This window comes from Micromonospora qiuiae (assembly GCF_016863555.1).
GTDB lineage: Bacteria > Actinomycetota > Actinomycetes > Mycobacteriales > Micromonosporaceae > Micromonospora > Micromonospora qiuiae.
This window is the reverse complement of sequence record NZ_BOPC01000007.1, coordinates 95,643-122,359: the sequence shown is the minus strand read 5'-3', so window position 1 is coordinate 122,359 and position 26,717 is coordinate 95,643. Positions and strand designations below refer to the sequence as shown.

25 protein-coding genes are annotated in these 26,717 nt (G+C 72.8%); 14 read left to right on the top strand and 11 right to left on the bottom strand.

Going from position 1 to position 26,717, the window contains the following annotated elements:
• Positions 1–31: 31 nt before the first annotated feature.
• Positions 32–2,026 (bottom strand): Stk1 family PASTA domain-containing Ser/Thr kinase, encoded by a 1,995-nt coding sequence (pknB, locus tag Vqi01_RS02600; protein ID WP_204032604.1) that lies wholly within the window; start codon positions 2,024–2,026, stop codon positions 32–34.
• A 164-nt stretch (positions 2,027–2,190) separates the two neighbouring features.
• On the opposite strand from pknB, the gene Vqi01_RS02595 reads away from it, so the two are divergent.
• The gene (locus tag Vqi01_RS02595; protein ID WP_204032602.1) at positions 2,191–2,574 is read left to right on the top strand and encodes an Rv2175c family DNA-binding protein; all 384 of its coding nucleotides are present in this window, start codon (positions 2,191–2,193) and stop codon (positions 2,572–2,574) included.
• 190 nt (positions 2,575–2,764) lie between these two features.
• Here Vqi01_RS02595 and Vqi01_RS02590 read toward each other — a convergent pair whose 3' ends face one another.
• Together Vqi01_RS02590 and Vqi01_RS02585 are read right to left on the bottom strand one after the other, a co-directional pair.
• Entirely contained in the window at positions 2,765–3,847 is a 1,083-nt protein-coding gene (locus Vqi01_RS02590; protein WP_204032601.1) for a polyprenyl synthetase family protein, read from the bottom strand.
• A 9-nt stretch (positions 3,848–3,856) separates the two neighbouring features.
• The gene (locus Vqi01_RS02585; RefSeq protein ID WP_204032599.1) at positions 3,857–4,255 is read right to left on the bottom strand and encodes a helix-turn-helix domain-containing protein; all 399 of its coding nucleotides are present in this window, start codon (positions 4,253–4,255) and stop codon (positions 3,857–3,859) included.
• Between the two features lie 305 nt (positions 4,256–4,560).
• On the opposite strand from Vqi01_RS02585, the gene metF reads away from it, so the two are divergent.
• Positions 4,561–5,478 (top strand): methylenetetrahydrofolate reductase [NAD(P)H], encoded by a 918-nt coding sequence (gene metF, locus Vqi01_RS02580; protein WP_204032598.1) that lies wholly within the window; start codon positions 4,561–4,563, stop codon positions 5,476–5,478.
• A 45-nt stretch (positions 5,479–5,523) separates the two neighbouring features.
• Positions 5,524–6,213 (top strand): CDP-alcohol phosphatidyltransferase family protein, encoded by a 690-nt coding sequence (locus Vqi01_RS02575; protein WP_204032596.1) that lies wholly within the window; start codon positions 5,524–5,526, stop codon positions 6,211–6,213.
• A 132-nt stretch (positions 6,214–6,345) separates the two neighbouring features.
• On the opposite strand, the gene Vqi01_RS02570 is transcribed toward Vqi01_RS02575, so the two are convergent.
• The 8 genes from Vqi01_RS02570 to Vqi01_RS02535 all read right to left on the bottom strand — a co-directional run bounded on the left by Vqi01_RS02570 (position 6,346) and on the right by Vqi01_RS02535 (position 12,840).
• A complete protein-coding gene (locus Vqi01_RS02570) occupies positions 6,346–7,833 on the bottom strand; it encodes a phytoene desaturase family protein (RefSeq protein ID WP_204032594.1) in 1,488 nt (495 codons plus the stop codon).
• A 10-nt stretch (positions 7,834–7,843) separates the two neighbouring features.
• Positions 7,844–8,971, bottom strand: coding sequence for a glycosyltransferase family 2 protein (locus Vqi01_RS02565; RefSeq protein WP_204032592.1), 1,128 nt, complete (start codon positions 8,969–8,971; stop codon positions 7,844–7,846).
• Positions 8,968–9,843 (bottom strand): carotenoid biosynthesis protein, encoded by an 876-nt coding sequence (locus tag Vqi01_RS02560; protein ID WP_204032591.1) that lies wholly within the window; start codon positions 9,841–9,843, stop codon positions 8,968–8,970. Before Vqi01_RS02560 ends, Vqi01_RS02565 begins: the two co-directional genes overlap by 4 nt.
• The gene (locus Vqi01_RS02555) at positions 9,840–10,412 is read right to left on the bottom strand and encodes a GNAT family N-acetyltransferase (RefSeq protein WP_204032589.1); all 573 of its coding nucleotides are present in this window, start codon (positions 10,410–10,412) and stop codon (positions 9,840–9,842) included. Before Vqi01_RS02555 ends, Vqi01_RS02560 begins: the two co-directional genes overlap by 4 nt.
• The gene (locus Vqi01_RS02550; protein ID WP_204032587.1) at positions 10,409–11,149 is read right to left on the bottom strand and encodes a monooxygenase; all 741 of its coding nucleotides are present in this window, start codon (positions 11,147–11,149) and stop codon (positions 10,409–10,411) included. Before Vqi01_RS02550 ends, Vqi01_RS02555 begins: the two co-directional genes overlap by 4 nt.
• On the bottom strand, positions 11,146–11,634 hold the full coding sequence (locus tag Vqi01_RS02545; RefSeq protein WP_204032585.1) for a YbaK/EbsC family protein: 489 nt from the start codon (positions 11,632–11,634) through the stop codon (positions 11,146–11,148). Before Vqi01_RS02545 ends, Vqi01_RS02550 begins: the two co-directional genes overlap by 4 nt.
• 110 nt (positions 11,635–11,744) lie before the next feature.
• Positions 11,745–11,963 (bottom strand): DUF397 domain-containing protein, encoded by a 219-nt coding sequence (locus tag Vqi01_RS02540; protein ID WP_204032583.1) that lies wholly within the window; start codon positions 11,961–11,963, stop codon positions 11,745–11,747.
• Positions 11,956–12,840: a helix-turn-helix domain-containing protein gene (locus Vqi01_RS02535; protein ID WP_204032582.1), complete on the bottom strand. Its 885-nt coding sequence runs from the start codon at positions 12,838–12,840 to the stop codon at positions 11,956–11,958. The genes Vqi01_RS02540 and Vqi01_RS02535 overlap by 8 nt, the downstream gene beginning before the upstream one ends.
• 244 nt (positions 12,841–13,084) lie before the next feature.
• Here Vqi01_RS02535 and Vqi01_RS02530 point away from each other — a divergent pair, with 244 nt between their 5' ends.
• From Vqi01_RS02530 to Vqi01_RS02480, 11 genes are all read left to right on the top strand, one after another.
• Positions 13,085–13,405 carry a hypothetical protein gene (locus Vqi01_RS02530; RefSeq protein ID WP_239098127.1) on the top strand — a complete coding sequence of 107 codons (321 nt, stop codon included), beginning with the start codon at positions 13,085–13,087 and terminating at the stop codon, positions 13,403–13,405.
• Positions 13,402–13,665, top strand: a complete 264-nt coding sequence (locus tag Vqi01_RS02525) for a hypothetical protein (protein ID WP_372444294.1) — start codon at positions 13,402–13,404, stop codon at positions 13,663–13,665. Before Vqi01_RS02530 ends, Vqi01_RS02525 begins: the two co-directional genes overlap by 4 nt.
• 760 nt (positions 13,666–14,425) lie before the next feature.
• Complete coding sequence (locus Vqi01_RS02520) at positions 14,426–14,875, top strand: SAV_6107 family HEPN domain-containing protein (RefSeq protein ID WP_204032580.1); 450 nt, start codon at positions 14,426–14,428, stop codon at positions 14,873–14,875.
• 133 nt (positions 14,876–15,008) lie between these two features.
• The gene (imuA', locus tag Vqi01_RS02515; protein WP_204032578.1) at positions 15,009–15,788 is read left to right on the top strand and encodes a DnaE2-dependent mutagenesis accessory factor ImuA'; all 780 of its coding nucleotides are present in this window, start codon (positions 15,009–15,011) and stop codon (positions 15,786–15,788) included.
• 236 nt (positions 15,789–16,024) lie between these two features.
• The gene (locus Vqi01_RS02510; protein WP_204032576.1) at positions 16,025–17,668 is read left to right on the top strand and encodes a DNA polymerase Y family protein; all 1,644 of its coding nucleotides are present in this window, start codon (positions 16,025–16,027) and stop codon (positions 17,666–17,668) included.
• A gap of 345 nt (positions 17,669–18,013) precedes the next feature.
• Positions 18,014–21,286, top strand: a complete 3,273-nt coding sequence (locus tag Vqi01_RS02505; RefSeq protein WP_307824999.1) for an error-prone DNA polymerase — start codon at positions 18,014–18,016, stop codon at positions 21,284–21,286.
• 102 nt (positions 21,287–21,388) lie between these two features.
• Positions 21,389–22,735, top strand: a complete 1,347-nt coding sequence (locus Vqi01_RS02500; protein WP_204032572.1) for an extracellular solute-binding protein — start codon at positions 21,389–21,391, stop codon at positions 22,733–22,735.
• Between the two features lie 10 nt (positions 22,736–22,745).
• Entirely contained in the window at positions 22,746–23,696 is a 951-nt protein-coding gene (locus Vqi01_RS02495; RefSeq protein WP_204032570.1) for a carbohydrate ABC transporter permease, read from the top strand.
• A complete protein-coding gene (locus Vqi01_RS02490) occupies positions 23,693–24,601 on the top strand; it encodes a carbohydrate ABC transporter permease (RefSeq protein WP_204032569.1) in 909 nt (302 codons plus the stop codon). The genes Vqi01_RS02495 and Vqi01_RS02490 overlap by 4 nt, the downstream gene beginning before the upstream one ends.
• The gene (locus Vqi01_RS02485; RefSeq protein WP_204032567.1) at positions 24,598–25,416 is read left to right on the top strand and encodes a methyltransferase domain-containing protein; all 819 of its coding nucleotides are present in this window, start codon (positions 24,598–24,600) and stop codon (positions 25,414–25,416) included. Before Vqi01_RS02490 ends, Vqi01_RS02485 begins: the two co-directional genes overlap by 4 nt.
• Positions 25,413–26,687 (top strand): alkaline phosphatase family protein, encoded by a 1,275-nt coding sequence (locus tag Vqi01_RS02480; RefSeq protein WP_204032565.1) that lies wholly within the window; start codon positions 25,413–25,415, stop codon positions 26,685–26,687. Before Vqi01_RS02485 ends, Vqi01_RS02480 begins: the two co-directional genes overlap by 4 nt.
• Positions 26,688–26,717 lie beyond the last annotated feature (30 nt).

Sequence of the window (26,717 nt, the reverse complement as noted above, 5' to 3'; positions counted from 1 at the left end):
GCTGGCCGGTGGCCGGATTTCGGGGCGGGCATCAGAAGCATCCGACGGTGACCTGGCTGCCCGGGGGCACCTGGGTGTTCTCGGGCGGGTTCTGGAACCGGGCGATCGCGTTCGGGTTGAACTGCAGCGTCACCTGGAAGCCCTGGCTCTCCAACGCCTGCTTGGCCTGCTGGCACGGCAGGTCGACGACCCGGGGCACGGTCACCAGGGGTGGGCCCTCACTGACCTCCAGCCGGATTTGGGCGCCCTTCTCCACACCGCTGCCGTCGGCCGGGCTCTGCCCGAGCACCTCGTCACGGGGCTTGTCGGACTGCTTGTAGGTCGGCTCCGCCAGCACCAGGCCGAGCTGCGCGATCTGCGTGCGAGCCTCGTTGAGGTTCTTGCCGACCAGGTTCGGCACGGTGATCGGGGCCCGGCCCTTGCTCAGGATGACCGTAATCTTTTGGCCCGGCGTGACCTCCTTGCCCGCCTCCGGTTTGGTGGCCACCACCACACCCTCGGGCAGGCTGTCGTCGTAGCGCGCGGTGCCCTTGACGACTTCGAGCTGGGCGCTGACCAGGTCCGCCTCGGCCAGTTCGAACTCCTTGCCCACCACGTCCGGCATCGGGAAACGCTCCGGACCGAGCGACAGGGTCAGGGTGATGACGCCGCCCTTGACGATCCGGGCGGACGAGACCGGGTCCTGCGCCACCACGTCGTCGCGCGGAACCTGCTCGTCATAGCGCGGGTCGGCGTAGCGCAGGGTGAAACCGCCCTGGGTCGCCGTCGCCTCCGCCTCGGCCTTGCTGAGGTTCACCAACTCCGGCGTGACGGTGTAGCGGCCGACCCCGTACCACCAGCCGCCGAGAGCGGCGACCACGCCGAGCACCACCACGACGGCGGCGACGCCGAATCGGTTGTTCGAGTCTCCCAGCAGCCGGGTCCGCAACGCTGCCAGCCGGGAACCCAGGTCCTGGCCGGTGCTGTGGTCCGGTGCCGCCCGGCGTCGGCCCCGGGTGGGTACCCCGCCGTCAGGCAGCCGGGCCCAAGCCGGCCGTTCGTGCGGGCGGACGGCGGCCACCACCATCGTCGGTTCGGACACCACCGGCTCGCCGGGCACGGAAGGCAGCATGGCGGTGTGGCTGTGCGAGCCGCTGAGATCCTCCCGGGCCACCTGCACCTCGGCCAACAGAGTGCCGGCATCGGCGGGGCGGCCCGCCGGATCCCGCCGGGTGGCCCGGGTGACCAGGTTGTCGAGCACCGGGGGTAGACCGGGCACCAACGTCGACGGCGCGGGAACGTCCCGGTCGACGTGCTGCCAGGCGATGTCGATCGGCCGGTCGCCGTCGTACGGCACCCGGCCGGTGAGCATTTCGAACAGCACGATGCCCGTCGAGTAGACGTCCGTACGGGCGTCGGCGCGGCCCTCGGTGACCAGCTCCGGGGCGACGTACGCCACCGTGGCCATCAGCTGGTTGCCGCTGCCGTGGTCGGTGCTCGCCTCGACGGCCCGGGCCAGTCCGAAGTCGGTGACCTTGACCACGCTGTCCACGAGGTTGGCCGGGCCACCGCTGGGCGCCTCGGCGACGAGCACGTTCTCCGGCTTGATGTCACGGTGCACCAGCCCGGCCCGGTGGGCGGCGGCGATGGCGGCGAGCATCTGCTCGGTGAGGGCCAGCGCCTCGTCCGGGTTGAGCCGGCGGCGTTCGGTCAGCACCTCGCGCAGGGTGCGCCCACGGACGTATTCCATGACCAGGTACGGCATCCCGGCGTGGGTGCCCTGGTCGTAGACCGCCACCACATTGGGGTGGGTGAGCCGGGCGATCGTCTTGGCCTCGTCGGTGAACCGGTCGACGAAACCGTCCGGCCCGGCGGGGCCCGGCGCTCTCTGCGTCGAATGAATGATCTTGATCGCCACGGTGCGTTCGAGCCGCTCGTCGGTGGCGGTGTACACCGTCGCCATGCCGCCACGGGCCACGCGACCGCGAATGCGGTAGCGCCCGTCGATCAGCGAGCCCGGCAACGTGTCGGCGACCTGTGTGTCCATCGGCAGGAAGTCTATGTGTCAGGAGGGTGGAGGTTGAACCGGATGCTACCGCCGAGCCAGTGCTGGTGGGATCACGCCGGCCGCGACGAGCTCGATCCGGCCTGCTCAACATGCTGCCCGGAGGCTGTTGACCGGGGGGAGGGGTGGCGTGGCAGGGTGATCGGGTGACCGACTCCCTACCCGCCGAGAGCATCGCGCCCGAGGCCGGCCCCACCGACCCCGCCGGCTGGCTGACCCTGCCGGATGTCGCCGAACGGCTCGACCTGCCGATCAGCAAGATCCATCAGATGGTCCGGGACCGGGAGCTGATCGCGGTGCGCCGCGACGGTGTCCGCCGGATCCCGGCCGACCTGGTGACCAATCGCACCGTACGCAAGCACCTGCCCGGCGTGCTCAACCTGCTGGCCGACGCCGGCTACGACGACGAGGCGGCGCTGCGCTGGCTCTATGAGCCCGACGACAGCCTGCCCGGCCGTACCCCTGCCGCCGCCCTAGCCAGCGACCAGGCCCGCGAGGTCAAGCGCCGCGCCCAAGCCCTCGGCTTCTGACCCACCCCCTCGCCTTCCTCGCCCTCCACCCCTCGTCTCCGCGATCTTGCACTTTCCGTCGGGATATTTCGGGACGAAATGCGCGAACAGCCGACCGAAAGTGCAAGATCGGCGGGCGGGGGGTGGCGAGGGCGAGGGCGGGGGTGGCGAGGGCGAGGGCGGGGGTGGCGAGGGCGAGGCGGGGTGGGGGTTAGTCGGCGCGGCGGGTGGCGGCGATGGCCAGGTCGACCAGGGCCTGGCGGGCCTCGGTGCCCAGGTCGACCGTGGTCAGTGCGGCGAGCGCGGCATCGGTCAGCGTGACGATGCGCTGTTCCGTGCGGGCCAGCGCGCCGCTGCTGGTAATCAGCTCCCGCAGTTGGTTCACCCCGGCCGTGTCCAGGTTCGCGTCGCCCAGACCGGCGCGCAGCAGCGCCTGGCCGGCCGCGTCGGTCGCCTCCATCGCCGCCGCCACCAGGTAGGTCCGTTTGCCCTCGCGCAGGTCGTCGCCGGCCGGCTTGCCCGTCTGCGCCGGGTCGCCGAAGACACCCAGCACATCGTCGCGCAACTGGAACGCCTCACCCAACGGCAAGCCGTACGCCGAGTAGGCGAGGCGCACGTCGGCGGAGGCGTCGGCCAGCGCCGCGCCGAGTAGCAGCGGTCGCTCCACGGTGTACTTCGCCGACTTGTACCGGGCGACCTTCCCCGCCCGCTCCAGCGAGGTGTCCCCGGTGACCTGGGTCAGCACGTCGAGGTACTGCCCGACGGTGACCTCGGTCCGCATCTCGTCGAAGTCCGACCGGGCGCGGGCCACCGTCCGGGGATCGAGCCCGGCCGAGTGCAGCAGTTCGTCGGACCAGACCAGGCACAGGTCGCCCAGCAGGATCGCCGCCGCGTCGCCGAACCCGTCCGGGTCGCCGCCCCAACCGGCCATCCGGTGCCGGTTGGCGAACCGGCGATGCACTGCCGGCTCGCCCCGGCGGGTGTCCGAGCGATCCATCAGGTCGTCGTGAATCAGCGCGCTGGCCTGGACGAACTCCAGCGCGGCGAGGGCGGTCACCACGGAATCGCTGTCCGCCCCGCCCGCGCCCCGGTAGCCCCAGTAGGCGAAGGCTGGGCGCAACCGCTTACCGCCGCCGAGCACGAACGCCTCGATCGTCTCGGCGATCGGCACCAGGGCCTCGTCGACGTCGGTCATCCAGGCCCGGCGATCGGCGAGGAAGTCGGACAGGGCCTGGTCGACCCGTTGTCGCAGACTGGCGCGGTCGACGGGAGAGACGGGAGCAGCGTGGGTCACGTCCCGACGCTAATGGGTCCGGTCCCGACGCGTCGAACCACCCGTGTCCCGGCGTGCCGTGGCGCACCTGCTCACGGCCTGCCTCGCCGGTCGGGTCGGCGGGCGCCTCGGGGCCCGGGGGCGTCGCGCCCGGGGGACGCGGCCGCCCTCGGCGGCGTCCGCCAGCAGGTCGGTCGGCACCGCGAGGATCTGTGTCAACCAGGAGCGCCAGAAGGGCCCGGGCACGCGCCGCTGCCGCTCCCACCGGGAGATTTCATGCCGGCTCAGCGTGGGTACGCCGGCGGCGGCGCACAGTTCGGCGGCGAGTTGGGACTGGCTCCAGCCCCGGGCCAGCCGGAACCGGCTCAACAGTGCCCCGAACGACTGCTCCTCGGGCAGCGGCGGCGAATTGGGCGGAGATGGCGGCATCACTCCTCCAGAGGGTCGGCGTGGTGGTGGCCCACCGCCGGACACGGCCGTCGCGCCACCGTCGAAACGCTGACCCCCGCGCGACCCCCCATGCGGCCCCCACCACACCCGCGCACCCCGGAACCTACCTCGCCGGTACGACACTTCTCCGCGACACCACCGTCACCCCGAATCCTCCGCGCCACCGTCACCCCGAATCCTCCGCGAAGCCACCGCCACCCCGAATCCTCCGCGAAGCCACCGCCACCCCGCCGCCGACGTGGGAAGCTGGTGAGATTGCGGTCGTCACCCGTTAGAGTCGGGGCGTGGCGCTCGGTCTTCCCTCGGTCCTTCCGAACCCTCACCCGGCGATCGGGGAGCTGGTCCGCACCCGCCAGCCGACCTTTTCCTTCGGGTTCATGCCCCCCAAGACGGAGCAGGGGGAGCGGCAACTCTGGCAGGCCATCCGGGAGCTGGAGCCGCTACGCCCGTCGTTCGTCTCGATCACGTACGGTGCCGGCGGGTCGACCCGGGACACCACGGTGGCGGTCACCGAACGGGTCGCCAACGAGACCACCCTGCTGCCGATGGCGCACCTGACCGCGGTCAACCACTCCGTCGCGGAGCTGCGGCACGTGATCGGGCGGCTGGCCGGGGCCGGGGTGAGCAACGTGCTCGCGGTGCGGGGTGATCCGCCCGGTGACCCGACCGGCGAATGGATTCCGCACCCCGAGGGCGTGCACTACGCGGAGGACCTCGTCCGCCTGATCCGCCGCTCCGGCGACTTCAGCGTCGGCGTGGCCGCCTTCCCGTACCGGCATCCCCGCTCGCCGGACGTCGCCACCGACACCGATTATTTCGTCCGTAAGTGTCGGGCCGGCGCGGAGTTCGCGATCACCCAGATGTTCTTCGACGCCGACGATTATCTCCGCCTGCGCGACCGGGTGGCCGCCGCCGGCTGCGACACCCCGATCGTGGCCGGGGTGATGCCGGTGACCCGGATCGGCACGATCGAGCGGTCGGAGCAACTCTCCGGTGCGCCCTTCCCGGTGGCGTTGGCCGCGCGGTTCGAGCGGGTGGCCGACGACCCGGAGGCGGTCCGCCGGCTCGGCATCGAGCAGACCAGCGAGATGTGCCAGCGGCTGCTCGACGAGGGCGTCCCGGGGATTCACTTCATCACCTTCAACCGGTCCACCGCGACGCGGGAGATCTGGCAGAACCTCCGGGTGGGCGCCGCGACCTGACACCCGGGGCGCGCGACACCTCAGCGCCGCCGAGCCGGTTGAAACGTGGTGGGCAGACAGCTGAACTGGAACGAGTACGCCACGGTGTGGGCGCGGCTGCACGGCGGCTTCGATCCCCGGGCCGCCACCCCCGTCGTACGCGGCTGGCTGCGCTTCTCCTACCACCTCGGCTTCCTGTTGGGGCGGCTGCGGGTCGGCCCCACCGCGGTGACGGTGGTCGGTGTGCTGCTCTGCGTCTGCGTACCGCTGCTCGCGGTCCGGCCGGGCGACGGGCCGTTCCTGGGCGCGTTGTTCGTGCTGCTCGCCTCGGTGGCCGACAGCGTCGACGGGGCGGTGGCGGTGGTCACCGGGCGGACGACCCGGCTCGGCTACGTCTACGACTCGCTGGCCGACCGGCTCGGCGAGGCCGCGTGGCTGGTGGCGTTCTGGCTGGTCGGTGCGCCGGGCGTGCTGGTCGCCGCGGGCGGCGCGCTGTCCTGGCTGCACGAGTACGTCCGGGCCCGCGCGGTCGCCGCCGGCATGCGGGAGATCGGCGCGGTCACCGTGGGCGAGCGGCCCATCCGGGTCTGCGTGGCCATCGGCGGACTGCTGCTGGCCGGTCTGACCGGGCTGATCGAGTCGGACCTGGCCGCCGGCACCATCACCATGGCCACCGCGGTCTGGGTGCTGCTGGCTGCCTTCGGGCTCGGGCAGTTGCTCTCCGCCGTCCGTCGGGCACTGATCGACGCGCCCTGAGCGCTTCGGGCGCGCTCCGGGTGCGCGGGGTGCCCGGCCCAGTGCGCTCCGGGTGCGTGCTCTGCGGGCCGGGTGTTAATAAGGGGCCCTTCCTCTACCTCAGGCGTTAAAAAGGTGCCCTTCCTTACACATCTACCAGGCGGGGCCGATCTCGTGGGCGACGATCTGCGCCGACAACGTGACCATCGGCAGGCCGCCGCCCGGGTGGCTGGAGCCGCCGACCAGCCAGAGGCCGTGGGCCGGACCCCGGTTGGCCGGACGGAGCAGACCCCCGGCCGTGCCGTAGATGGCCCCGCCCGGCGCACCGGTGGCGGTGGCCAGGTCGGCCGGGGTGCGGATCTCGCGGAAGAGCAGCCGGTCACGCACGTCCACGCCACGCTCGGCCAGCACGTCGAGGATGCGATCCGCGTACGCCTGCGCCAGCCCTGGCCGGCGCCAGTCGACCGCCCCGGAGGCGGTGCCGTGGCGGGCGGCGTTGACCAGCACGAACCACGCCTCGTGCCCGGCCGGGCGGACCGCCGGGTCGTCGGCCACGGTGACGAAGACCGTCGGGTCGTGCGCTGGCCGGGCCCGTAGCCCCCGACCCGGGGCACCGAAGACCGCGTCGAACTCGGCGTCGTGCTCGCGCGGGAAGAAGACGTTGTGATGGGCCAGCCCGCTCTCGCCACGTACACCGAGCAGCAGCACGAAGCCGGCCAGGCTGCGATCGGTGAGCCCGGCCAGCCGGCGCGGGTCGGGCAGCAGGTCGCGGTAGACGGTTAGCGCGTCCACGTTGGCCACCACCACGTCGGCGGGGATGGGGGCGTGCTGGCCGGCGACGCGTACCCCGTGCACCCGGCCGCCCACCGCGTCGATCCGGGTGACCGCGGCGCCGGTACGCACCACCACCCCCAGGTCCAGACAGCGTGACAGCAGCGCGTCGGCGAGGGTGCCCAGCCCGCCGCGCAGGTACCAGCCGCCGAAGGCCAACTCGGCGTAGGGGACCGCGACCAGCGCGGCGGGCGCGCGACGGGGGTCGGCGCCGGTGTAGGTGGCGTACCGGTCCAGCAGCATCCGCAGCCGTGGGTCGGCCAGGTGGGCCCGACCCAGCCCGCGCAGGCTCTGCCCGGGCCGGATCGCGGCCAGGTCGCCGAGCCGCCAGGCCAGTCGAGCCAGGTCCCGGGGCGAGTCGACGCGGCGGCGCAGGATGTCGTGCTCGGCGGCCCGCCACACCCGGGCGGCGCGCCGCCACAGCCGCTGCCAGTCGGCGGCGGCCCGGTCGCCGAGGGCCGCGCCGACGCGGGCGGTGAACTCCACCGGGTCGGCGCAGGAGTCGAGCACGGGCCCGCCGCCCGGGAAGACGTGCCGCACGATCGGGTCCAGCGGCACCAGGTCGAGATACTCGTCCAGCTTCGCCCCGGTCGCCTCGAACAGCTCGTGGAAGACCTCGGGCAGGGTGAGCAGGCTGGGCCCGGTGTCGAAGTGGAACGAGCCCTCGGGCGTGTCGCGGGTGTGCCGGCCGAGCTTGCCGCCGACCGCCTCGGCCCGCTCCAGCACGGTCACCTCGTGCCCGGTGACGGCCAGCCGGGCGGCGGTGGCCAGCCCGCCCACCCCGGCGCCGATGACCACGATCCGCGCCATGCCGTGCCTCCTAGTCGACCGGACGGCCTCGCCAGGACAGGCGCCGCCGCTTGCGCAGATGGTACGACCGCAGAGTCAGCCAACCGAGGATCGCGACCGACACGGGGTGGCCCAGCGCGTCGGGCCAGGCCCGCCCGCCGGTGGCTCGAGCGCTGATCACCCGCCCGGCAACCCCCGCCAGGTACGCCAGGAAGGCGACCCCGGCCACCGTCGGCGCGCCGGCCAGCAGCGCGGTCACGGCGACCAGCGGTGGCGCGGTGTAGAGCAGGAGCAGCAGGGCCACCACCAGCGCGGCGTTGCCAGGGTGCCCGAACGAGGCCCAGAGCGACTTGGTGTAGCCGTCGCGCAGCCGTGGCCAGTTCTCGTACATCCGGCAGGAGGCCAGCCGGGAACCATCCGCGAGGGCGATTCGGCCGCCGGCGCGCTTCACCGCCCGGGCCAGCTCGATGTCCTCCAGCACCCGGTCGGCGACCGCCGCGTGCCCGCCGGCCCGCAGGTAGCCGGCCCGGTCCACGACCAGGAACTGCCCGCCGGCCGCGGCCAGCGACGGCCGCGGTGAGCGTTCCATCGCGCGCAGCGGCAGGAAGGTCAACCACAACCACTGCAGCAGTGGCTGGACCAGCCGGTCCGCTGCCGTCCGCACCACGATCCGTGGGTACGGCGACAGCAGCGTCGCCCCGGCGACGCGCAGCTCGGTGACCGCCGCGGCGACGGCGTACGGGGCGAGCACCACGTCGGCGTCCACGAACACCAGCGCGGTGGCCGACTTCTCGGCGCGGGCGGCCAGCTGCCAGCAGGCGTGCGGCTTGCCCAGCCAGCCCGGCGGCGGGGCGACCCCGGTGAGCAGGGTGACCCGGGGATCACCGGCGGTCACCGCGCGGACCACCTCGGCGGTGCCGTCGGTCGAACCGTCGTCGAGCACCACGATCCGCAGTCCGGGCACGCCGCGCTGGGCGAGCAGGGCCCGCAGACACGGGGTGACCCGGGCGGCCTCGTCGCGCAGCGGCAGCAGCACCGCCACCGGTTCGGCGACCTCCCTCGGCTGACCGGTCGGCCGGCGCAGCCACCGGCCGGCGTTGACCACGGTGTGCCCGGCCAGCACGGCGACGCCGAACAACAGAACGAGCGCTGCGGTCATGCCGCGACATCGACCCGGGACCGGGGCGACCCGTCCCGGCCCGGGGTCCGGCGGGCTCGCCGCAGCGTGACCGCCAGCGGCACGGCGACCAGCGCCATGCCGGCCGCGCCCCAGAGCGCCGAGGCGGGCAGGTCGAGGAAGACCGCGTGGGCCAGCACGCTGGAGCCGTACGTCCACAGGTAGAGCGCGTACATCGGATGGTCGCGGGCGTCGGTGGCGCCCACGGCGCGCCCGGCGAGCGGGCGCAGCGCGGCCATCACCAGTACCGCGAACAGCAGCCAGCCGAGGTAGTTGCTGACCGGAACGCCGGGCAGGCCGGGCAGTGCCGGGACGGGATCCCGCCACACCCAGTGGCCCTCGGCCACCATCTGCGGGTCGAGGAAGAGGTCCCAGGTGGCGAGCCCGAGGGTGGCCAGCCCGATCCGTGCCGGCCACCGCCACCCCCGGCGGACCGGCGCCGGCCGGGTCGCCGTGCCGACGGTGGCCGGGTCGGTGCTGGTGAGTCGGATCGCCACCAGCCAGGCTGGCCAGGCCATCCAGGTCCAGGCCAGCGGGATGATCAACGGCACCCCGGCCAGCTTCGGGCCGAGCTGCCCGGAGTAGTCGTAGCTGCCGAACGGGAAGCCGGTGGCCACGCCGAGCGCCTCGATGGCGAACCCGCCACCGGTGGCCACGGCGACCAGAGCCACCGCCGTACGCGCACCCCGAGTCAGCAGCGCGTGACCGACCGAGAGCAGGTAACCGAGCACGACGGTGGCCACGGTCAGCCGGGCCCGGATCGTCCCGCCGGTCAGCGGATAGCAGATCTGGGCCAGCACCAGCAGGGCCAGCAGCGCCCAGGCGTAGCCGCGAACCGGTGGGCGTCCGTTCATGACCGGGTGGGCCGGGGCATCGACTCCGGCGCGGGCAGGGGCAGGTCCCGGCCGAGCACTCCGAACGGACGTTCGTCGCCCGGAAAGCGGAAGTCGCGCAGGAGGTCGACGAAGCCGAAGCGGCGGTACAACCGCCAGGCGCGTGAACTGGCCTCGTCGGCCTCCGGGGTGGAGAGCAGCGTGGTCGTCCCCTCGGCCATGGTGAGCAGGGCGCGCAGCTGCCCGGCGCCCAGGCCGTGGCCCTGCGCAGGCGGCCGTACGTGCAACTCGACCACCTCGAAGCAGTTGGTCAGCCAGCGCTGCCGGGTGGCCGGGTCGAGCGCCCGCCAGACCTGGTCGTGCCACCACTGACCGGGCCCGCCGACGTAGCCGTAGCCGAAGCCGGCCAGGTGGCCCTCGCTGGTCAGGCTGGCGACGGCGCGGAAACCGGGCCGGCGTACGTGGGTGGCGATGTAGCCGCGGCGGGCCTCCAGCAGGTCGACGCGGTAACCCATCGCCTCACCGTAGACAGCGACCACGTCGTTCAGCCGCCGGAGGAGATCGTCCGGTGTCCACCGCACCAACCTCATGCCTGTCCACCCTTCGCCGGGTCGGTGTCGTCGACCCACCCCAGTACCGTTCGGTCACCGATCACGTCACGCACCTCGAATCGCGCGAAGAGTTCCTCCGCGTACCACCGCTCGGTGGCGGTGCGGGTGATCGCGGCCCGGTGCTCCGGGTGACGGTACGCGAACGCCACCAGATCTGCCGGTGCACGCCACACGCTCACCGTGCCCTGCCAGCCCAGGGGCGCCTCGCCGACGCCGAACCGGGCCAGCAGGCCGGGCGCGGTGTGCAGGGCGGCGGCGACCGGCGGGACCGCCCGCCAGAAGGTGAGTGCCCGCGCCGGCCGCAGCCGGGCCCGCGTCAGGGCCAGCACCGGCCCGGTGACCGGACCTCCGGCGGGCTCGCCGAACGGTCGCCGCCCGGACCACTCGCCTCGGCTGCTCAGTGGCCGCAGGTCGAGCCGTACGTCCGCCCGGGCGATGCCGGACCAGGCCCGGCCCACCGGCGAGCCGGCGAACCGGGCGACTGCGGCGGGGGAATCCCACACCGTCAGTGCCGCCCAGCGGGTCGCGTCGGCGTCGCCCGGCCCGAAGCCGGTTCCGGTTCCGGTGCCGAGCAGCTTGCCGAAGCGTACGCCGGGCAGGGCGCGCAACCGGCGTGGATCGCGTGCCATCCGGACCAGCACCCGGGGCAGCGCGGCCCGGGGCACCCGCCACACGTGCAGGGTGACCAGATCCGGGACGCTCTCCGGCTCGTTCACGCCACGTCGGTCGGGGTTCCGCCGGTGATCCGTAGCAGTTCGGTGTACGTGGTGGGGAAGACCGCCTGCGGTACGCCACCGGCGGCCCAGATCTCGTCGTACTTCTCCAGGGCGGTGTCCACCAGCGTGCGCAGGGGCTGCGGGTGGCCCACCGGGGCGACCCCGCCGATCACCTGCCCGGTGTGCTCCTTGACGAACTGCGGGGTGGCCCGGCGCAGCCGGGTGATGCCGAGCCGGGTGGCCAGGGCGACGGTGTCCACCCGGTGTGCGCCGGAGGTGAGCACCAGCAACGGCGCCCCGTCGGCGTCGAAGATCAGCGAGTTGGCGATGGCGCCCACGTCGACGCCGAGCGCCTCGGCGGCGGCCGCGGCGGTGTGCACCGCGTCGGGCAACAGGCGGACGGTGGCGGGGGCGCCGGAGCCGTCCCGGGCGTGCGTGCTCTCGAGCGCGTCCTGCACCGCCCGTACGTTCGGGTGTGACTGCATCCCGCCATTCTTCCCGGTACGCGGGCGGCCGGCGCACCCGGCCACGTCGCGTCGGACGATTGCGGTCGCCGGGTGGGGGCACTCGCGGTCACCACGCCCGGCACCGTCGCTCAGGCGTTGAACGTGCCGCCCTTGATGCCCTGGACGAAGCCGGTCCACTGGTCGGCGGTGAAGGACAGGACCGGCCCCCGCCGATCCTTGCTGTCGCGGACAGCAATGGCGTTCGGCAGGTTGTCAGCCACCTCAACGCAGCTACCCGACGAGCCAGAGCGTGTGCTCTTGCGCCACACGGCGCGAGAAACCTCCACGCCACACCTCTTCCTACGCATCCAGTTCTTGGGCGATCCTACTCAGGGCATCGCGCGTAGCCGAAGGTGAAAGAGCCACGGCGCATAACTGCTCGAACGCCGTAGCGTATGCCGCAACCTCGGCGGGACGCTCCAGGTAGAGCGCTCCGGTCAAGGTGTCGACGTAGACCATGCGCTCCTCGGCTGCGTCTGGGTAGGGTTCGGGCATCGGCGGGAAGTCGAGAAGGGTAAAGCTGCCGTCGAAGCCGGTACCTGCGCCGAACGGCAAGAGTTGGATCTGCACGTGGTTGTTTGTGGAGTATCCGATGAGCCGATCGATCTGCTCGCGTAGCACCTTGGGTCCACCGACCATGCGCCTGGCCGCTCCCTCGTCGATGACCACACGCAGCATCGGCGGATCGTCACCTGTGAGGATGGCCTGTCGCTCCATCCGTAGAGCGACCTGTCGCTCCACCTCCTCGGCTCGCATCGGCACCGGAGCGCCCTGGAACGCGGCTCGTGCGTACTCCTCGGTCTGCAACAAGCCGTGCACCATCTGGCACTCGTAGGTGCGGACGACGGACGCTTCGGACTCCATCCCGACGTACGCGGCGAACCAGTCGGGCAGGACGTCGCTGTATCGCTGCCACCATCCGCGCTGCTTCGCTTGCCGGGCTACCGCGATCACGGCTTCGGCCTGCTCACCCTCCACTCCGTAAAGGGTGAGGAGTGCCCGCACGTCGTTCGGGTGGGGCCGGACCTCGGCTGTCTCGATGCGGCTGAGCCAGCTCGCGTCATGGTCAACGCGCCGGGCGGCTTCGACTGAGGTAAAGCCGGCCCGATCCCGCAGTTGCCGCAGGGTGAGCGCAAGGCGCCGACGCCTGGCGGTAGGGCTTTGACGTTGAGCCATGCCCGTCATCTTGCCATGCGAAGGCGCTGATCTCTTTCGGCATACAGGCGAGTTTCACTTACGCGATCCGCATATTGCGGATTCTGTTTGTGCGTGAGACGGTGTTGCTGGGTGTGGTGGTCGGATGACCGTGCGTGGCCCGGCTGCCGCTCCCCTCACGCGAGGAGAGGCAGATGATCCGGCGAGTCACCTACGACCACTACTTGGCCGTCGTTGCGCTGACGCTTCGGCGTAGGCACCGGCCGGTGTGGTCGTGGATCAGGTGGCGGATGGTCTGTCGCTGCGGGAACGAGTTACCGTGCCGGGTTCGGCATCGGGTGCCGATCAACCGGGGTCATTGGCCGGGGGAGTCCGCGTGACGGCGCACGGGCCGGTGCTGCCGATCTGGGTCTGCGCGGGGTGTGGATCGCCCTGGCCCTGCCGCACTCGCCGCCGAGAGTTGCTGATCGAGTACGAGGATGCTCCGGTCTCGTTGTCGATCTACATGGCGTCGTGTCTGGTGTCCGCGACGCAGGACATGGGCTGGGAGCCTGCCGGTGTTCTCCATCGTCGCTTCCTCGGGTGGCTGCCGTGATCAGCCTCCGGGCTGGTGACCTGCTTCTCGTGGGTCGGCAGGCTAGCGTGCAGTTCTCCAAGCCGATCCTGTTCCGCGTGATCCGGGTGCTGGACCGGCCCACGTACGACGGATGGATCTGGTTGGAGGGCTACCAGATCGACAAGAAGGGCGACGCGGTGGACCGGCGGTCCATCTTCGTGATGAAGGCCGGACTGCACGTCGCCCCGGCGTGTCGCGGAAACCGGGGCGACCATGCGCGACCGGCAAGAGGGCGATGACGACGGGAGGCGGGTCCAGGCACGTCAGGCGGCCGGACGACGAGACCACGTCGGCAACGGGCACTGGCTTACAAGACGCCGCAACTCGCGACCCCGCGCACAGGGCGCCGCAACTCGCGGTCTCAATCGGCCCGGAGACCCCAACATGCCGCAACCCGTGCCGCCAAAGGATGGGATGCACCGAGATGCCGCAACCCGCGCCCGCGCCGGGCACCCGAACACCCCGAGATGCCGCAACCCGCGCCCGTCCACATCACCAGGCGCAGTGGCCACCGCGCTTGGACCCGCCTCGCCGCCACCACCTGTTGCCGGTCTCTGCCCGAACGGTCGCGGGGATCGTCGGAGTTCGTCGGATGTACGGCGCGCCACGCGTTGCATTTTCGCCGGCGGAAGGGTGTACTGTCAGCAGTAGTTAGAACGGGTGTTCGATTGCCTCGAACGTTCGTTCCAACCCCTCGGGAGCGGGTGTTTCGCGGCACCGGCTTCCGACAGGTGCGGCACCCCGGGCCGCACCGGGCCCCGGGCAGTCGCGAGTCCGGGCCCGTCAGGCAGGACCGTCGTCCGCCGCCCACGACCCCCGGGCGGCGGACGACGGACCCGCCGGTACGCCGGCCGGGTGTGGTGTGGGGAAGCTCCACGCCCGGCCGGCCACCCCACCTGGTGCGTCTTCCTCCGCACCGCCCACCACGGGTGCCTCGCGTCGTCGGAGTCGCTTTCCGTCGCGCGATGCGCCCGCACCGGCCCATCTGGAGGGAGACCCATGCCGACCACTCCGGCCCAGGCGCTGGCGGTGCCCGCCCACGTGCTGCCGCACCGCACCCCCGCCCAGCTGCTCGCAGTGGCCCGGCAGGGTCTCGCCGAGGCCGCCCTGACCCGCCCCGACGGCCTCCGGTACGCCGCCGCCCACCTCGCGGCGCTGCGCGCCGCCGCCGGGGTGCTCGCCGCCCGCGCCCGTCCCGCGCCCACCCGACGCAACCGGGCCACCAGCGTCTGGGTCCTGCTCGCCGGCGTCGCCCCCGAGCTCGACGAATGGGCCAGCTACTTCGCCCTCGCGGCCGGCAAGCGGGCCGCCGCAGAGGCCGGCATACCCCGGGTGGTCACCGCCCGGGAAGCCGACGACCTGCTCCGCGCCGCCGAGGAGTTCGTGGCGGTGGTGGAGTCCGCACTCGGCCTGGCGCACCAGCCGGCGATCGACGGTCTCGTCGCCTGAGTCGCGGCGTCCGGCCACCACCGGCGGGACCCAGGGTGGCCGGACGTCGTCCGGCACGACATGTCTTTCTGATCCACGAACAGCACCATCCACCGGCGAACGTCCGGTGGCGACACGACGGGGGGTAGGTCCGATGGCGGGCCGCATGGTGGTCGGTTCCGCCGCGTTGGCCGAGTTGGTACGCCCGGCCAGCGCGCCCGACCCGGCGGGCGGGCATCGGGTGTTGCCCGTGCGGCCCGAGTTGACCGGGCTGCTGCCCGGCCGAGGGCTGCGGCGCGGCAGCACCATCGCGGTCGGCACTGGCTCGGCCGGCACCGGCTCGGTCGGCACTGGCTCGGTCGGCGTCGGGCAGTCCCGGCACAGCGGCGCCACGTCGTTGCTGATCGCTCTGCTCGCCGAGGCGTCCCGGGCCGGTTCCTGGTGTGCCGTGGTGGGGATGCCGACCTTCGGGGCGGGCGCGGCGGCCGAGGCCGGCATCGCCCTGGACCGGCTCGCCCTGGTGCCGCAGCCGGGGCCCGACTGGCCCACCGTCGTCGCCGCGCTCATCGACGGGGTCGACGTGGTGGTCACCACCGTTCCGGACACCGTCTCCGCCTCGGTGGCCAGCCGGCTGGCCGCGCGAGCCCGGCAGCGCGGCTGCGTGCTCGTGCCGTACGGCCGGTGGGACGGCGCGGACGTGATGCTCCGGGTGGTTCGCGGGGTGTGGGACGGACTCGGCACGGGCCGGGGCCGACTGCGCCGCCGGGAGGTGACCATCTCGGCCCGCGGCCGGGGCGCCGCCGCCCGCCCCAAGGAGGTCAGGATCTGGCTCCCCGGCGACGACCTGACCCGGGTCATCCCCCCAGCCGGCCGCCCCCGCAGCACGCCTTCTGGCGAGCGCGCGGCGATCATGCACTTGTGGTCGTCGAGATGAGTATTTCGCGGCTTATGCGGCGACCAAAAGTGCAAGATCGCGGTCTCTCCGAGCACGCGGCGCCCAGATCGCTCCCAGCAGACAATCTTGGACACTTTCTGCCCCCAGAGGGGCCTTCCGAGTCCAAGATCCATCGCAGTGGGGTGACTTTCGGGATAAATCGGAGCGAGGTGGTTCGGTCTGCCGGCCGGATCGGAGGGGATGGGCGAGGGGACGGGGCGGGTGTGGGGGCGGGGATGGGCGAGGGGACGGGCGTGAGTGAGGCTGTGCGGACGCTGGTGTTGTGGTGTCCGGACTGGCCGGTGCTGGCTGCCGAAATCGTCGACGGGGTGGCCGCCACCGGCCCGGTCGCGGTGCTGCACGCCAATCGGGTGGTTGCCTGCTCCGAGCGAGCTCGGGCCGAGGGAGTGCGCCGGGGGCTGCGCCGGCGGGAGGCGCAGGGGCGCTGCCCAGGGCTCACGGTCGTCGACCACGACCCCGGGCGGGACGCGCGGGCCTTCGAGCCGGTGGTGGCGGCGGTCGAGGAGATCGCGGTCGGGGTCGAGGTGATTCGCCCCGGGGCCTGCGCGTTGGCCGCTCGGGGGCCGAGCCGCTACCTCGGCGGCGAGGCGGCGGCGGCCGAGCGGATCGTCGAGCACGTCGCGCAGAGCTGTGCGGTGGAGAGTCAGGTCGGCATCGCCGACGGAACGTTCGCCGCTGGGCTGGCCGCTCGCCAGGGGCGAATCGTGCCGCCCGGCGGGACGCCCGAGTTCCTCGCCGCCCAGCCCGTCGAGGCGCTCGGCCGGCCCGCCCTGGTCGATCTGCTGCGCCGGCTCGGAGTGCGTACGCTCGGTGACTTCACCGCGCTGCCCGCCGGCGACGTGCTGGCCCGGTTCGGGTTCGACGGGGCGCTGGCCCACCGGCTGGCGGGCGGTCGGGCCGACCGACCGCTCGCGGTCCGGCGACCCCCCGCCGACCTGACGGTCACCGCCGATCTCGACGAGCCGATCGACCGCGTGGACGTCGCGGCGTTCGCGGCCCGGACGCTGGCCGCGCGGCTGCACGAACGCCTTGCCGGGCACGGGCTGGCCTGCACCCGGCTCGGCATCGAGGCGGTCACCGCGCACGGCCAGGAGCTGCACCGGGTCTGGCGACACGACGGCCTACTCAGCCCGGCGGCGATCGCCGACCGGGTCCGCTGGCAGTTGGACGGCTGGCTCTCCGGCGGCGCCCGCTCCAGCGGCGGGCCGGAGCGCCCCACCGCCGGGATCATCCGGCTGCGGCTGGTCCCGGACGGGGTGCTCGCCCAGGCCGGGCTGCAACCCGGGCTGTGGGGCGAGACCGGCGTGGAACGCGAGCGGGCGAGCCGGGCGCTGATCCGGGTGCAGGGCCTGCTCGGCCCCGAGGCGGTGGTCACCGCCGTGCTCGGCGGCGGACGGTCACCGGCTGACCAGGTGCGGCTGGTGCCCTGGGGCGACGAGCGGCTGCCCGCCCGCCCCGGTGCCACGCCACTGCCGGAGGGCGGCGTGGGTCCTGTCTCGATGCCATCCTGGCCCGGGCGGCTGCCGCCGCCGGCACCGGCGGTGGTGCTGCCCATCCCGCTCGCGGCGAGCGTGCTGGACTCCACCGGCGCACCGGTCGTGGTGAGCGCCCGGTTGGCGGTGAGTGCCCCGCTGGCCCGGCTGACCATCGACGCGCCGGCGGAGGTTGCCGGCGGAGTCGGTGTGGGCGGGTCGGCCGAGATCGTCGGTTGGGCCGGCCCGTGGCCGGTCGACGAGCGGTGGTGGTCACCCGCCGAGGCGCGTCGTCGGGCCCGGTTCCAGGTCCGCTTGGCCGACGGCGCCGCGCTGCTGCTCGCCGTGGAGCGCGGTCGATGGCTGATCGAGGCGATCTATGACTGAGACGAATCCAGATCTTGGTACGTCTCGACCCCCGGGAGGGCCGGAACGCTGGCCAGATCACTCGCAGCAGGCGATCTTGGACGCTTTCTGCCCCCATAGGGGCCTTCCGGGTCCAAGATTCACCAGCTCGGGGGAGAAACCGTGAGTTTCCACAATCCGCAGCTGTCGTGGCCGGAGTTGGAGCGGGTGCTCTCCGGGCGGACGGGAAGCGGAAAGGGCAGCGGGGGCGGGACGGGCAGCGGGGGTGGGACGGGCAGCGGGGGCGGAAAGGGCAGCGGGGGCGGAAAGGGCAGCGGGGGTGGGACGGGGAGCGGGGGCGGGAAGGGGAAGGGGAGCGGGCGGCACCTGCATGTGGTAGATCCGCTCGCGGTCGACGCCGACGGAGGTGACTCGCCGGCCGGGAGCCGGAGCCGGGAGCACTACCGGCCGCCGGAGCTGACCCGCCCCGATGGCGCGGTGCCGTACGCCGAGCTGCACGCGCACACCAACTTCAGCTTCCTCGACGGCGCGAGCCACCCCGAGGAGCTGGTCGAGGAGGCGGTCCGGCTGGGGCTCACCGCGCTCGCCGTCACCGACCACGACGGCTTCTACGGCGTGGTCCGCTTCGCCGAGGCGGCCCGCGCGCTGAACCTGCCGACGATCTTCGGAGCAGAGTTGACCCTCGACCTGCCCGGCCCGCAGCCCGGGGTGCCCGACCCGCACGGCCGCCACCTGCTGGTGCTGGCGCACGGCCACGAGGGGTACGCCCGGCTGGCCACGACCATCGCCCGCGCCCAACTGCGCGGCGGGGAGAAGGGCCGCCCGGACTACGGCGAGCTGGAGGAGGTCGCCGCCGACCTGCGCGACCACGTGCTGGTGCTCACCGGCTGCCGCAAGGGGCACGTGCCGGGCGCGCTGCTCACCGAGGGGGTCGACGCGGCGGCCCGCGAACTGGACCGGCTCACCGCCCTGTTCGGCGCGGAAACGGTGGCGGTGGAGCTGACCGACCACGGGCACCCGGTCGACGGCGACCGCAACGACGCCCTGGCCGAGCTGGCCGCCGCCGCCGGGCTGCCCACGGTGGCCACGAACAACGTGCACTACGCCACCCCGGGGCGGCGTCGGCTGGCCACCGCCCTCGCGGCGGTCCGGGCCCGGCGCAGCCTGGACGAGATCGACGGGTGGCTGCCCGCCGCCGGCACCGCCCACCTGCGCAGCGGCGCCGAGATGGCGGCCCGGTTCGCCGCGTACCCGGGCGCGGTGGCCCGGGCCGCCGAGTTCGGCGCGGAACTCGCCTTCGACCTCCAGCTCGTCGCGCCGCAGCTGCCGGCGTACCCGGTGCCGCCGGGGCACACCGAGATGAGCTGGTTGCGTCACCTCACCGAGCAGGGCGCGCGGGAGCGCTACGGCCCCCGCGAGGCACACCCGCAGGCGTACGCGCAGCTCGACCACGAACTGAACATGATCGAGGAGCTGGGCTTCCCCGGCTACTTCCTGGTGGTCTACGACATCGTCGAGTTCTGCCGCCGGGAGAACATCTACTGCCAGGGTCGGGGCTCGGCGGCGAACTCGGCGGTCTGCTACGCGCTGCGCATCACCAATGTGGACGCGGTCCGGCACCGGCTGCTGTTCGAGCGGTTCCTGGCCCCCGAGCGCGACGGTCCGCCCGACATCGACGTGGACATCGAGTCCGGCCGCCGGGAGGAGGTCATCCAGCACGTCTACGCCCGGTACGGCCGGGAGCACACCGCCCAGGTGGCCAACGTGATCTCGTACCGGCCCCGCTCGGCGGTGCGGGACGTCGCCAAGGCGTTCGGTTTCTCGCCCGGCCAGCAGGACGCCTGGAGCAAGCAGATCGACCGGTGGGGTGACGTGGCCAGGGTGGACGTGCCGGACATCCCCGAGCAGGTGATCGAGTACGCCAACGCTCTCCAGACGTTCCCCCGGCACCTGGGCATCCACTCCGGCGGCATGGTGATCTGCGACCGGCCGGTGATCGAGGTCTGCCCGGTGGAGTGGGGCCGGATGCCCGGCCGCAGCGTGCTCCAGTGGGACAAGGACGACTGCGCCGCCGTCGGCCTGGTCAAGTTCGACCTGCTCGGCCTCGGCATGCTTTCGGCGCTGCACCACGGCTACGACCTGATCGGGATGAGCCTGGATCTCGGCGACATGACGCTGGACGACCCCGAGGTGTACGAAATGCTCTGTCGGGCCGACTCGGTGGGGGTGTTCCAGGTGGAGAGCCGGGCCCAGATGGCCACCCTGCCCCGGCTCAAGCCCCGCGAGTTCTACGACCTGGTGGTGGAGGTGGCGCTGATCCGACCCGGCCCGATCCAGGGCGGCTCGGTGCACCCGTACATCCGGCGCCGCAACGGCCAGGAGCCGGTGACGTACCCGCACCCGCTGATGCGCAACGCGCTGGAGAAGACCCTCGGCGTGCCGCTGTTCCAGGAGCAGCTCATGCAGCTCGCCATCGACCTGGCCGGTTTCGACGCGGCCGAGGCTGACCAGCTGCGCCGGGCGATGGGCGCCAAACGGTCGGTGGAGCGGATGGCGCGCATCGCCGACCGGCTCTACGCCGGCATGGCGCAGCGCGGCATCACCGGCGAGCTGGCCGACGACGTCTACCGCAAGCTCACCGCGTTCGCTAGCTACGGCTTCCCGGAGAGCCACGCGATGAGTTTCGCCTACCTGGTCTACGCCAGCTCCTGGCTCAAGCGTTACCACCCGGGCCCCTTCCTGGCCGCGCTGCTCAGCGCCCAGCCGATGGGCTTCTATTCGCCGCAGACCCTGGTCGACGACGCCCGCCGGCACGGCGTGGAGGTACGCCGCCCCGACGTCAACGCCAGCGGCGCGAAGGCGGTGCTGGAGTCCACCCCGGAGACCCGGTGGGGCAGCCAGCCGGGGGAGCCGCCGCACGCCTGGGGGCTGGGCGGGCCGGCCGTGCGGCTCGGGCTGTCCAGCGTGCGTACGCTCGGCGACGAGGTGGCCGAGCGGATCGAGGCCGAACGGGTGGCGCACGGGCCGTACCGCGACATGCCGGATCTGGCCCGGCGGACCGGGCTGACCGCCGCGCAGCTGGAGGCGTTGGCCACCGCGGACGCCTTCGCTTGTTTCGGGCTGACCCGGCGCCAGGCGCTCTGGGCGGCCGGTGCGGCAGCGCAGGACCGGCCGGGCCGGCTGTCTGGCACGGTGACCGGCGCGGACGCGCCCACCCTGCCCGGCATGGCGGCGGTGGACCGGCTGGTCGCCGACGTGTGGGCCACCGGGCTGTCCCCGGAGAACCATCCGGCCCGGTTCGTGCGCCCGCAGCTGGACGCCCTGGGTGCGGTGCCGATCGACCGGTTGGGTCGGGTCGAGCCGGGTCGGCGGATCCGGGTCGGCGGGATCGTCACCCACCGGCAGCGCCCGGGGACGGCGGGTGGGGTCACCTTCCTCAACCTGGAGGACGAGACCGGCATGCTCAACGTCACCTGTTCCCCGGGGCTGTGGCAGCGGTACCGGCGGGTGGCCCGCACCAGCGCGGGGCTGGTGGTGCGCGGGCGGTTGCAGCGGCACGAGGGGGTGATCAACCTGGTCGCCGACCGGCTGGAGGCGATCGAGCCGCCGGTCAGCCCCGCCTCCCGCGACTTCCGGTGATCGTCGATCCGTCCACCGGATCGGTTTGAACCTTCGACAAACCGGAGAAGTGGTGATCCGCGCCGGCAATGCCGTCGGTGCGGAGGCGGAGGGTGGGTCACGTTGCGAACACACAGGATCTCCGTGGTTGCCGGGGTGCTCGCCCTGGCGGTCAGCGGATGCGGGGGAGTCGGCGCCGGTGGCGACGGCGGTGGCGGGAACGCCACCGAGGGCACGTTGAGCACGATGGGCTTCGGTCGTTCCGACGAGATCGCCAGCACCCGGGTGGACGCGTTCCAGCGGGAGCACCCGAAGGTCGATCTGCGGATCACCGAGGGCGCCTTCGACGAGCAGCAGTTCCTCTCCGCAGTCGCCTCGGGCAACCCGCCGGATCTGGTCTACCTGGATCGCAATCTGGTCGGCACGTACGCCACCCGGGGCTCCATCCTGCCGCTCACCGACTGCGTGCAGCAGCAGGGCATCGACCTGGCGCAGTACCGTCCGGCCGCCCGGGAACAGGTCAGCCTGGACGGCGTCCTCTACGGCGTCCCGGAGTTCTCCACGGTCCGGGTGTTCTACCTCAACGAGGCGGTGCTCCGCCAGGCCGGTGTCCGTCCCGAGCAGGTCGATCTCGCCGACTGGGCCGCGCTGTCCACGGTCAGCGCCGAGCTGGCCCGGGTCTCCGACGGCCGGCTGTCCCGCATCGGCGTCGACCCGAAGATCCCGGAGTTCCTGCCCATGTGGGCCAAGGCCAACGGCGCCGACATGATCTCGGCCGACGGCCGGACCGCCCAGCTCGACCACCCGAAGGTCGTCGAGGCGCTGACCGCCACCGTGGCGCTGATCCGGGATCAGGGCGGCTGGGGCAAATTCAAGTCCTTCCGGGACACCTTCGACTTCTTCGGCGCCCAGAACCCGCTGGCCAAGAACCAGATCGGGGCGTGGCCGATGGAGGAGTGGTTCCTCAACCAGGTCGCGGCGAACAGCCCGGACGTCGAGTTGCTCGTCAAACCCTTCGTCGACCGGCAGGGAAATCCGGTCACGATGTCCTCCGGGCAGGCCTGGGTGATCCCCAAGGGCGCGAAGAACCCGGACGCGGCCTGCGCCTTCGTCACCCAGATGACGGCGATCGACACCTGGCTGGCGGCGGCGCAGGCCCGCGCCGACGCGCGTCGGGCGGAGGGCCAGCCCTTCACCGGCGTCTGGACCGGCAACATCGAGGCCGACCGGCGGATCTTCGACGAGCTCTACCAGCCGACCGGCAACCGGCGCTTCGACGAGGCGGTGGACACCATCCGCTCGATGCAGGACGCCGCGTTCGCGCTGCCCGCCTCTCCGGCCGGGGCCGAGTTCGACAAGGCCTGGACCGACGCGGTCAACCGGGTGCTCTCCGGGCAGACGGAACCGGCCGAGGCTCTGGCCCGGGCGCAGCGGGAGGCCACCGCCGCGCTGGACCAGGCGTCGAAGTAGGCGTCGCCCGATGTCGGCGACCGCCACCACCCCACCTGCGGGTCGGCGGCACCGCACCCCGCTGGCCCGGCGGGAGGCCCGCTGGGCGTACGTCTTCCTGGCTCCCTGGATCGTCGGCTTCCTGGCGTTCCAGGCCGGCCCGATGGTCGCCAGCGCCTGGCTCAGCCTCACCGAGTACGACGTGATCAACCCACCCCGGTACGCCGGTCTGGACAACTATCGGCAGCTGATGACCGACCCGGCGGTGGCTCGCAGCCTGGGCAACACCGTGTACTACACCGTGTTGCACGTGCCGTTGGCGATGGTGCTCTCCCTCGGCCTGGCGCTGCTGCTGCACCGGGTGGGCCGCTGGCAGGGCTTTTTCCGTACCGTCTTCTACCTGCCGGTGATGACCCCGGCGGTGGCGGTCGGCATCCTGTTCCTGCTGCTGCTCAACACCCAGGACGGCCTGATCAACCGGGGGCTGGCCGGGTTGGGGATCGAGGGGCTCAGCTGGACCACCGACCCGGCCTGGGTGATGCCGGGGATCATTTTGATGAGTCTGTGGAGCCTCGGCTCGACGGTGATCATCTATCTCGCCGCGCTGCAGAACGTGCCGCGCGACCTGTACGAGGCGGCGGCGATCGACGGAGCCGGCGCGTGGGCCCGGTTCCGGCACGTGACGCTGCCGATGATCTCCGGGGCGATCTTCTTCACCCTCGTCGTCAACACCATCGCTTCGCTGCAGATGTTCACCGAGGTCTACACCATGTACTTCGGGAACCGGCAGACCCAGGGCAGCTTCAGCAGCGAGGCGGCCACCTTCTACGTCATCCACCTGTTCCAGGAGGCGTTCCAGTTCCTGCACATGGGATTCGCCTCCGCGATGGCCTGGCTGCTCTTCGTGATCATCCTGTTGATCACGTTGGTCCAGGTCAGACTCGGCAACCGGTTCGTCCACTACGAGGGAGATGAGACGTGACCGCCGCGGCCGAGCGCGTCGCCGCGCCCGTACCGGCTGCCGACCCGGCCGTGCCGGCACGGCGAGTCGGAGAGGCACGCCTGTGGTGGCAGCGGATGATCTTCGGGGCCGTGCTGCTGGCCGCGGCGGTGGTCTTCACGCTGCCGTTCGTCTGGCTGATCAGCGCCTCGCTGCGCCCCCGCGAGCACGTCTTCGCCCCCGGGCTGGCACCGATGCCGTTCACGCCGGGCAACTACGCCGAGGCGTGGTCGGCCGTGCCGCTGCTGACCTGGCTAGGCAACAGCCTGGTGGTGGGGATCGCCGCCGCGGCGGCGGTGACCATCTCCAGCGCGTGGGTGGCGTTCGGGTTCGCCTACTTCCGGTTCCCCGGCCGGGACCTGCTCTTCGGGTTGGTGCTCGCGACCATGATGCTGCCGTTCGCGGTGACAATGATCCCGACCTATCTGATCTGGTCCGAACTGCGGTTGACCGACACCCAGGTGCCACTCTGGGCGGGCAACCTCTTCGGCTCGGCGTTCTACATCTTCCTGCTGCGCCAGTTCCTGCTGTCGCTGCCCCGGGAGTACTTCGAGGCGGCCCGGGTCGACGGCGCCAGCTATCCACAACTGTTCTGGAAACTGGCCTTCCCACTGATCCGCCCGGCGCTGCTGGTCGCGTTCGTCTTCGAGTTCAAGGCCAGCTGGACCGATCTGCTGAAGCCCCTCATCTACCTGCGCGACGAGCGGCTCTACACCCTGCCGCGTGGGCTGAAGGTGGTGCTGGACCGGTTCGGTTACGGCGGCGAGCAGCAGTGGGAGGTCATCCTGGCGGGCAGCGTGATCGCCACGGTGCCGATGCTGGTCCTCTTCTTCCTCGCTCAGCGGCACTTCGTCGAGGGCATCGCCACCACGGGCCGCAAGGGATGACCGAAACGGCGGGGCGGCGCCGCCGAGGGATCTCGGCCAGGGGCCTGCGCGTGACTACTCTCGATCGGGTGGAACACATCCTGAACCCGTCCGGGCCGCCGTTGACCCCCCGAACCGCCGTGGTCTGGTCGGTGCTCCGCGCCGAGCTGGACCGCCGGCCCGCCGGCGAGCTGACCGTGCTCGATGTGGGCGGCGGCACGGGCGGCTTCGCCGTGCCGTTGGCCCGCGCCGGGCACCGGGTCACCGTCGTCGACGCCAGTCCGGACGCGCTCGCCGCGCTCAGCCGCCGCGCCGCCGAGGCCGGGGTGGCCGGACGGGTACGCGCGCTCCAGGGCGACGGCGATGCGCTCGCCGGGCTGGTCGAGCCGGCCAGCGTCGACCTGGCGCTCTGCCACGCGGTACTGGAGGTCGTCGACGACCCGTCGCCGGTGGCGTCCGCGTTGGCCGGCGCCCTGCGTCCGGGCGGCGCGGCGAGCGTGCTGGTCGCCGGGCGGGCCGCGGCGGTGCTGGGCCGGGCGATGAACGGCCATCTCGACCTGGCTGCGGCGCTGGCCACCGACCCCGCGGGCAGCACCGGCCCGCGGGACACGCTGCGCCGGCGCTTCGACGCCGAGGGGGCCGCCGCGTTGCTCACCGCCGCCGGGCTCACGGTCGAGGAGATCCACGGCGTACGCGTCCTCGCCGGTCTGCTCCCGGCGGCCGTGGCGGACGGCCAGCCGGCGGCCCTGGTCGAGTTGGAGCGTACGCTCGCCGCCCGGCCACCCTGGCGTGACATCGCCGCCCAACTGCACCTGTTCGCCCGACGCCCGGCATGACCACCTCACCCGGCGCTCACTCCCTGCCCGGTGCCCACTCCCTGCCCGGTGCCCACTCCCTGCCCGGTGCTCGGCAGGTGTTAAAAGGGGGCCCCTCCTCTACACCAGGCGTTAATAAGGGGCCCTTCCTTACCCCGGTGCCGGTGGTGCAGGGTGGGGGTGGGCTGGCCGACGTGCTGCCGAGCGCTCTGGCCGTGCTCGGGGTTCCCGGCGCTGCCGACCTGCTCGGGCTTCAGGCCGAGTTGGCCGGGGTACGCCGGATCGCGGTGCTGCTCATCGACGGTCTCGGCTGGTATCAGATACCGGTCGCGGCGCCGTACGCGCCGGTCCTGGCCGGGCTGGCCGCCACGGTCGGCCGGCCGCTGCACTGCGGTTTCCCCTCCACCACCCCGACCAGCCTGGTGACCCTGGGCACCGGCGTGGCGCCCGGCGCGCACGGTGTGCTCGGCTTCACCCTGCGGGTGCCCGGCACCGACCGGGTGCTCACCCACATCGAGTGGGCCGGCGATCCGGAACCGCTGCGCTGGCAGCCGGTCACCACCCTGTTGGAGCGGGCCCGCGCCGCCGGGGTGGCGGTGACCGTGGTGAGCCGCCCGGAGTTCGGCGGCAGCGGGTTGACGCTGGCCGCGAACCGGGGCGGCGACTACCGGGGCGCGGCCGGCGTCGACGCGCTGGCCGCCACGATGCTGACCGCTCTGGCCGCCGGAGACGGGCCGACACTGGTCTCCGGCTACCACCCGGACGTCGACAGGTACGGCCACCTCAGCGGCGTCGACTCGGAGCCCTGGCGCAACGCGGTCGCCGAGGTGGACGCCCTGCTGGCCCGGCTGATGGACGGGTTGCCGCCGGACGCGGCGCTGCTGGTCACCGCCGACCACGGGCAGCTCGACGTCCCGCTGGAGGACCGGTTCGACCTGGACACCGACCCGCGGTTGCGCGTCGGGGTGGACGTGGTCGCCGGCGAGCCCCGGGTCCGCTACCTGCATGTGCGCCCCGGCGCCCGGGATGACGTGATCGCCGCCTGGTCGGCGGTGCTCGGCGACGCGGCGCGGGTCACCACCCGCGAGGAGATGGTGGCCGCCGGCTGGTTCGGCCCGGTGTCGGAGGAGCACCTGGCCCGGATCGGGGACGTGGTGGTGATCTGCAACGCCACGTACGCCGTGGTGGCCACCCGGTCCGAGCCGCCGATGGCGAGCCGGCTGGTCGCGTACCACGGGGCGGACACCGCAGCCGAGATGACCATCCCGCTGCTGGTGGTGGGGCGGCGCTGACCGCGCCGGTTGTCACCGCCGGGCGCTAGC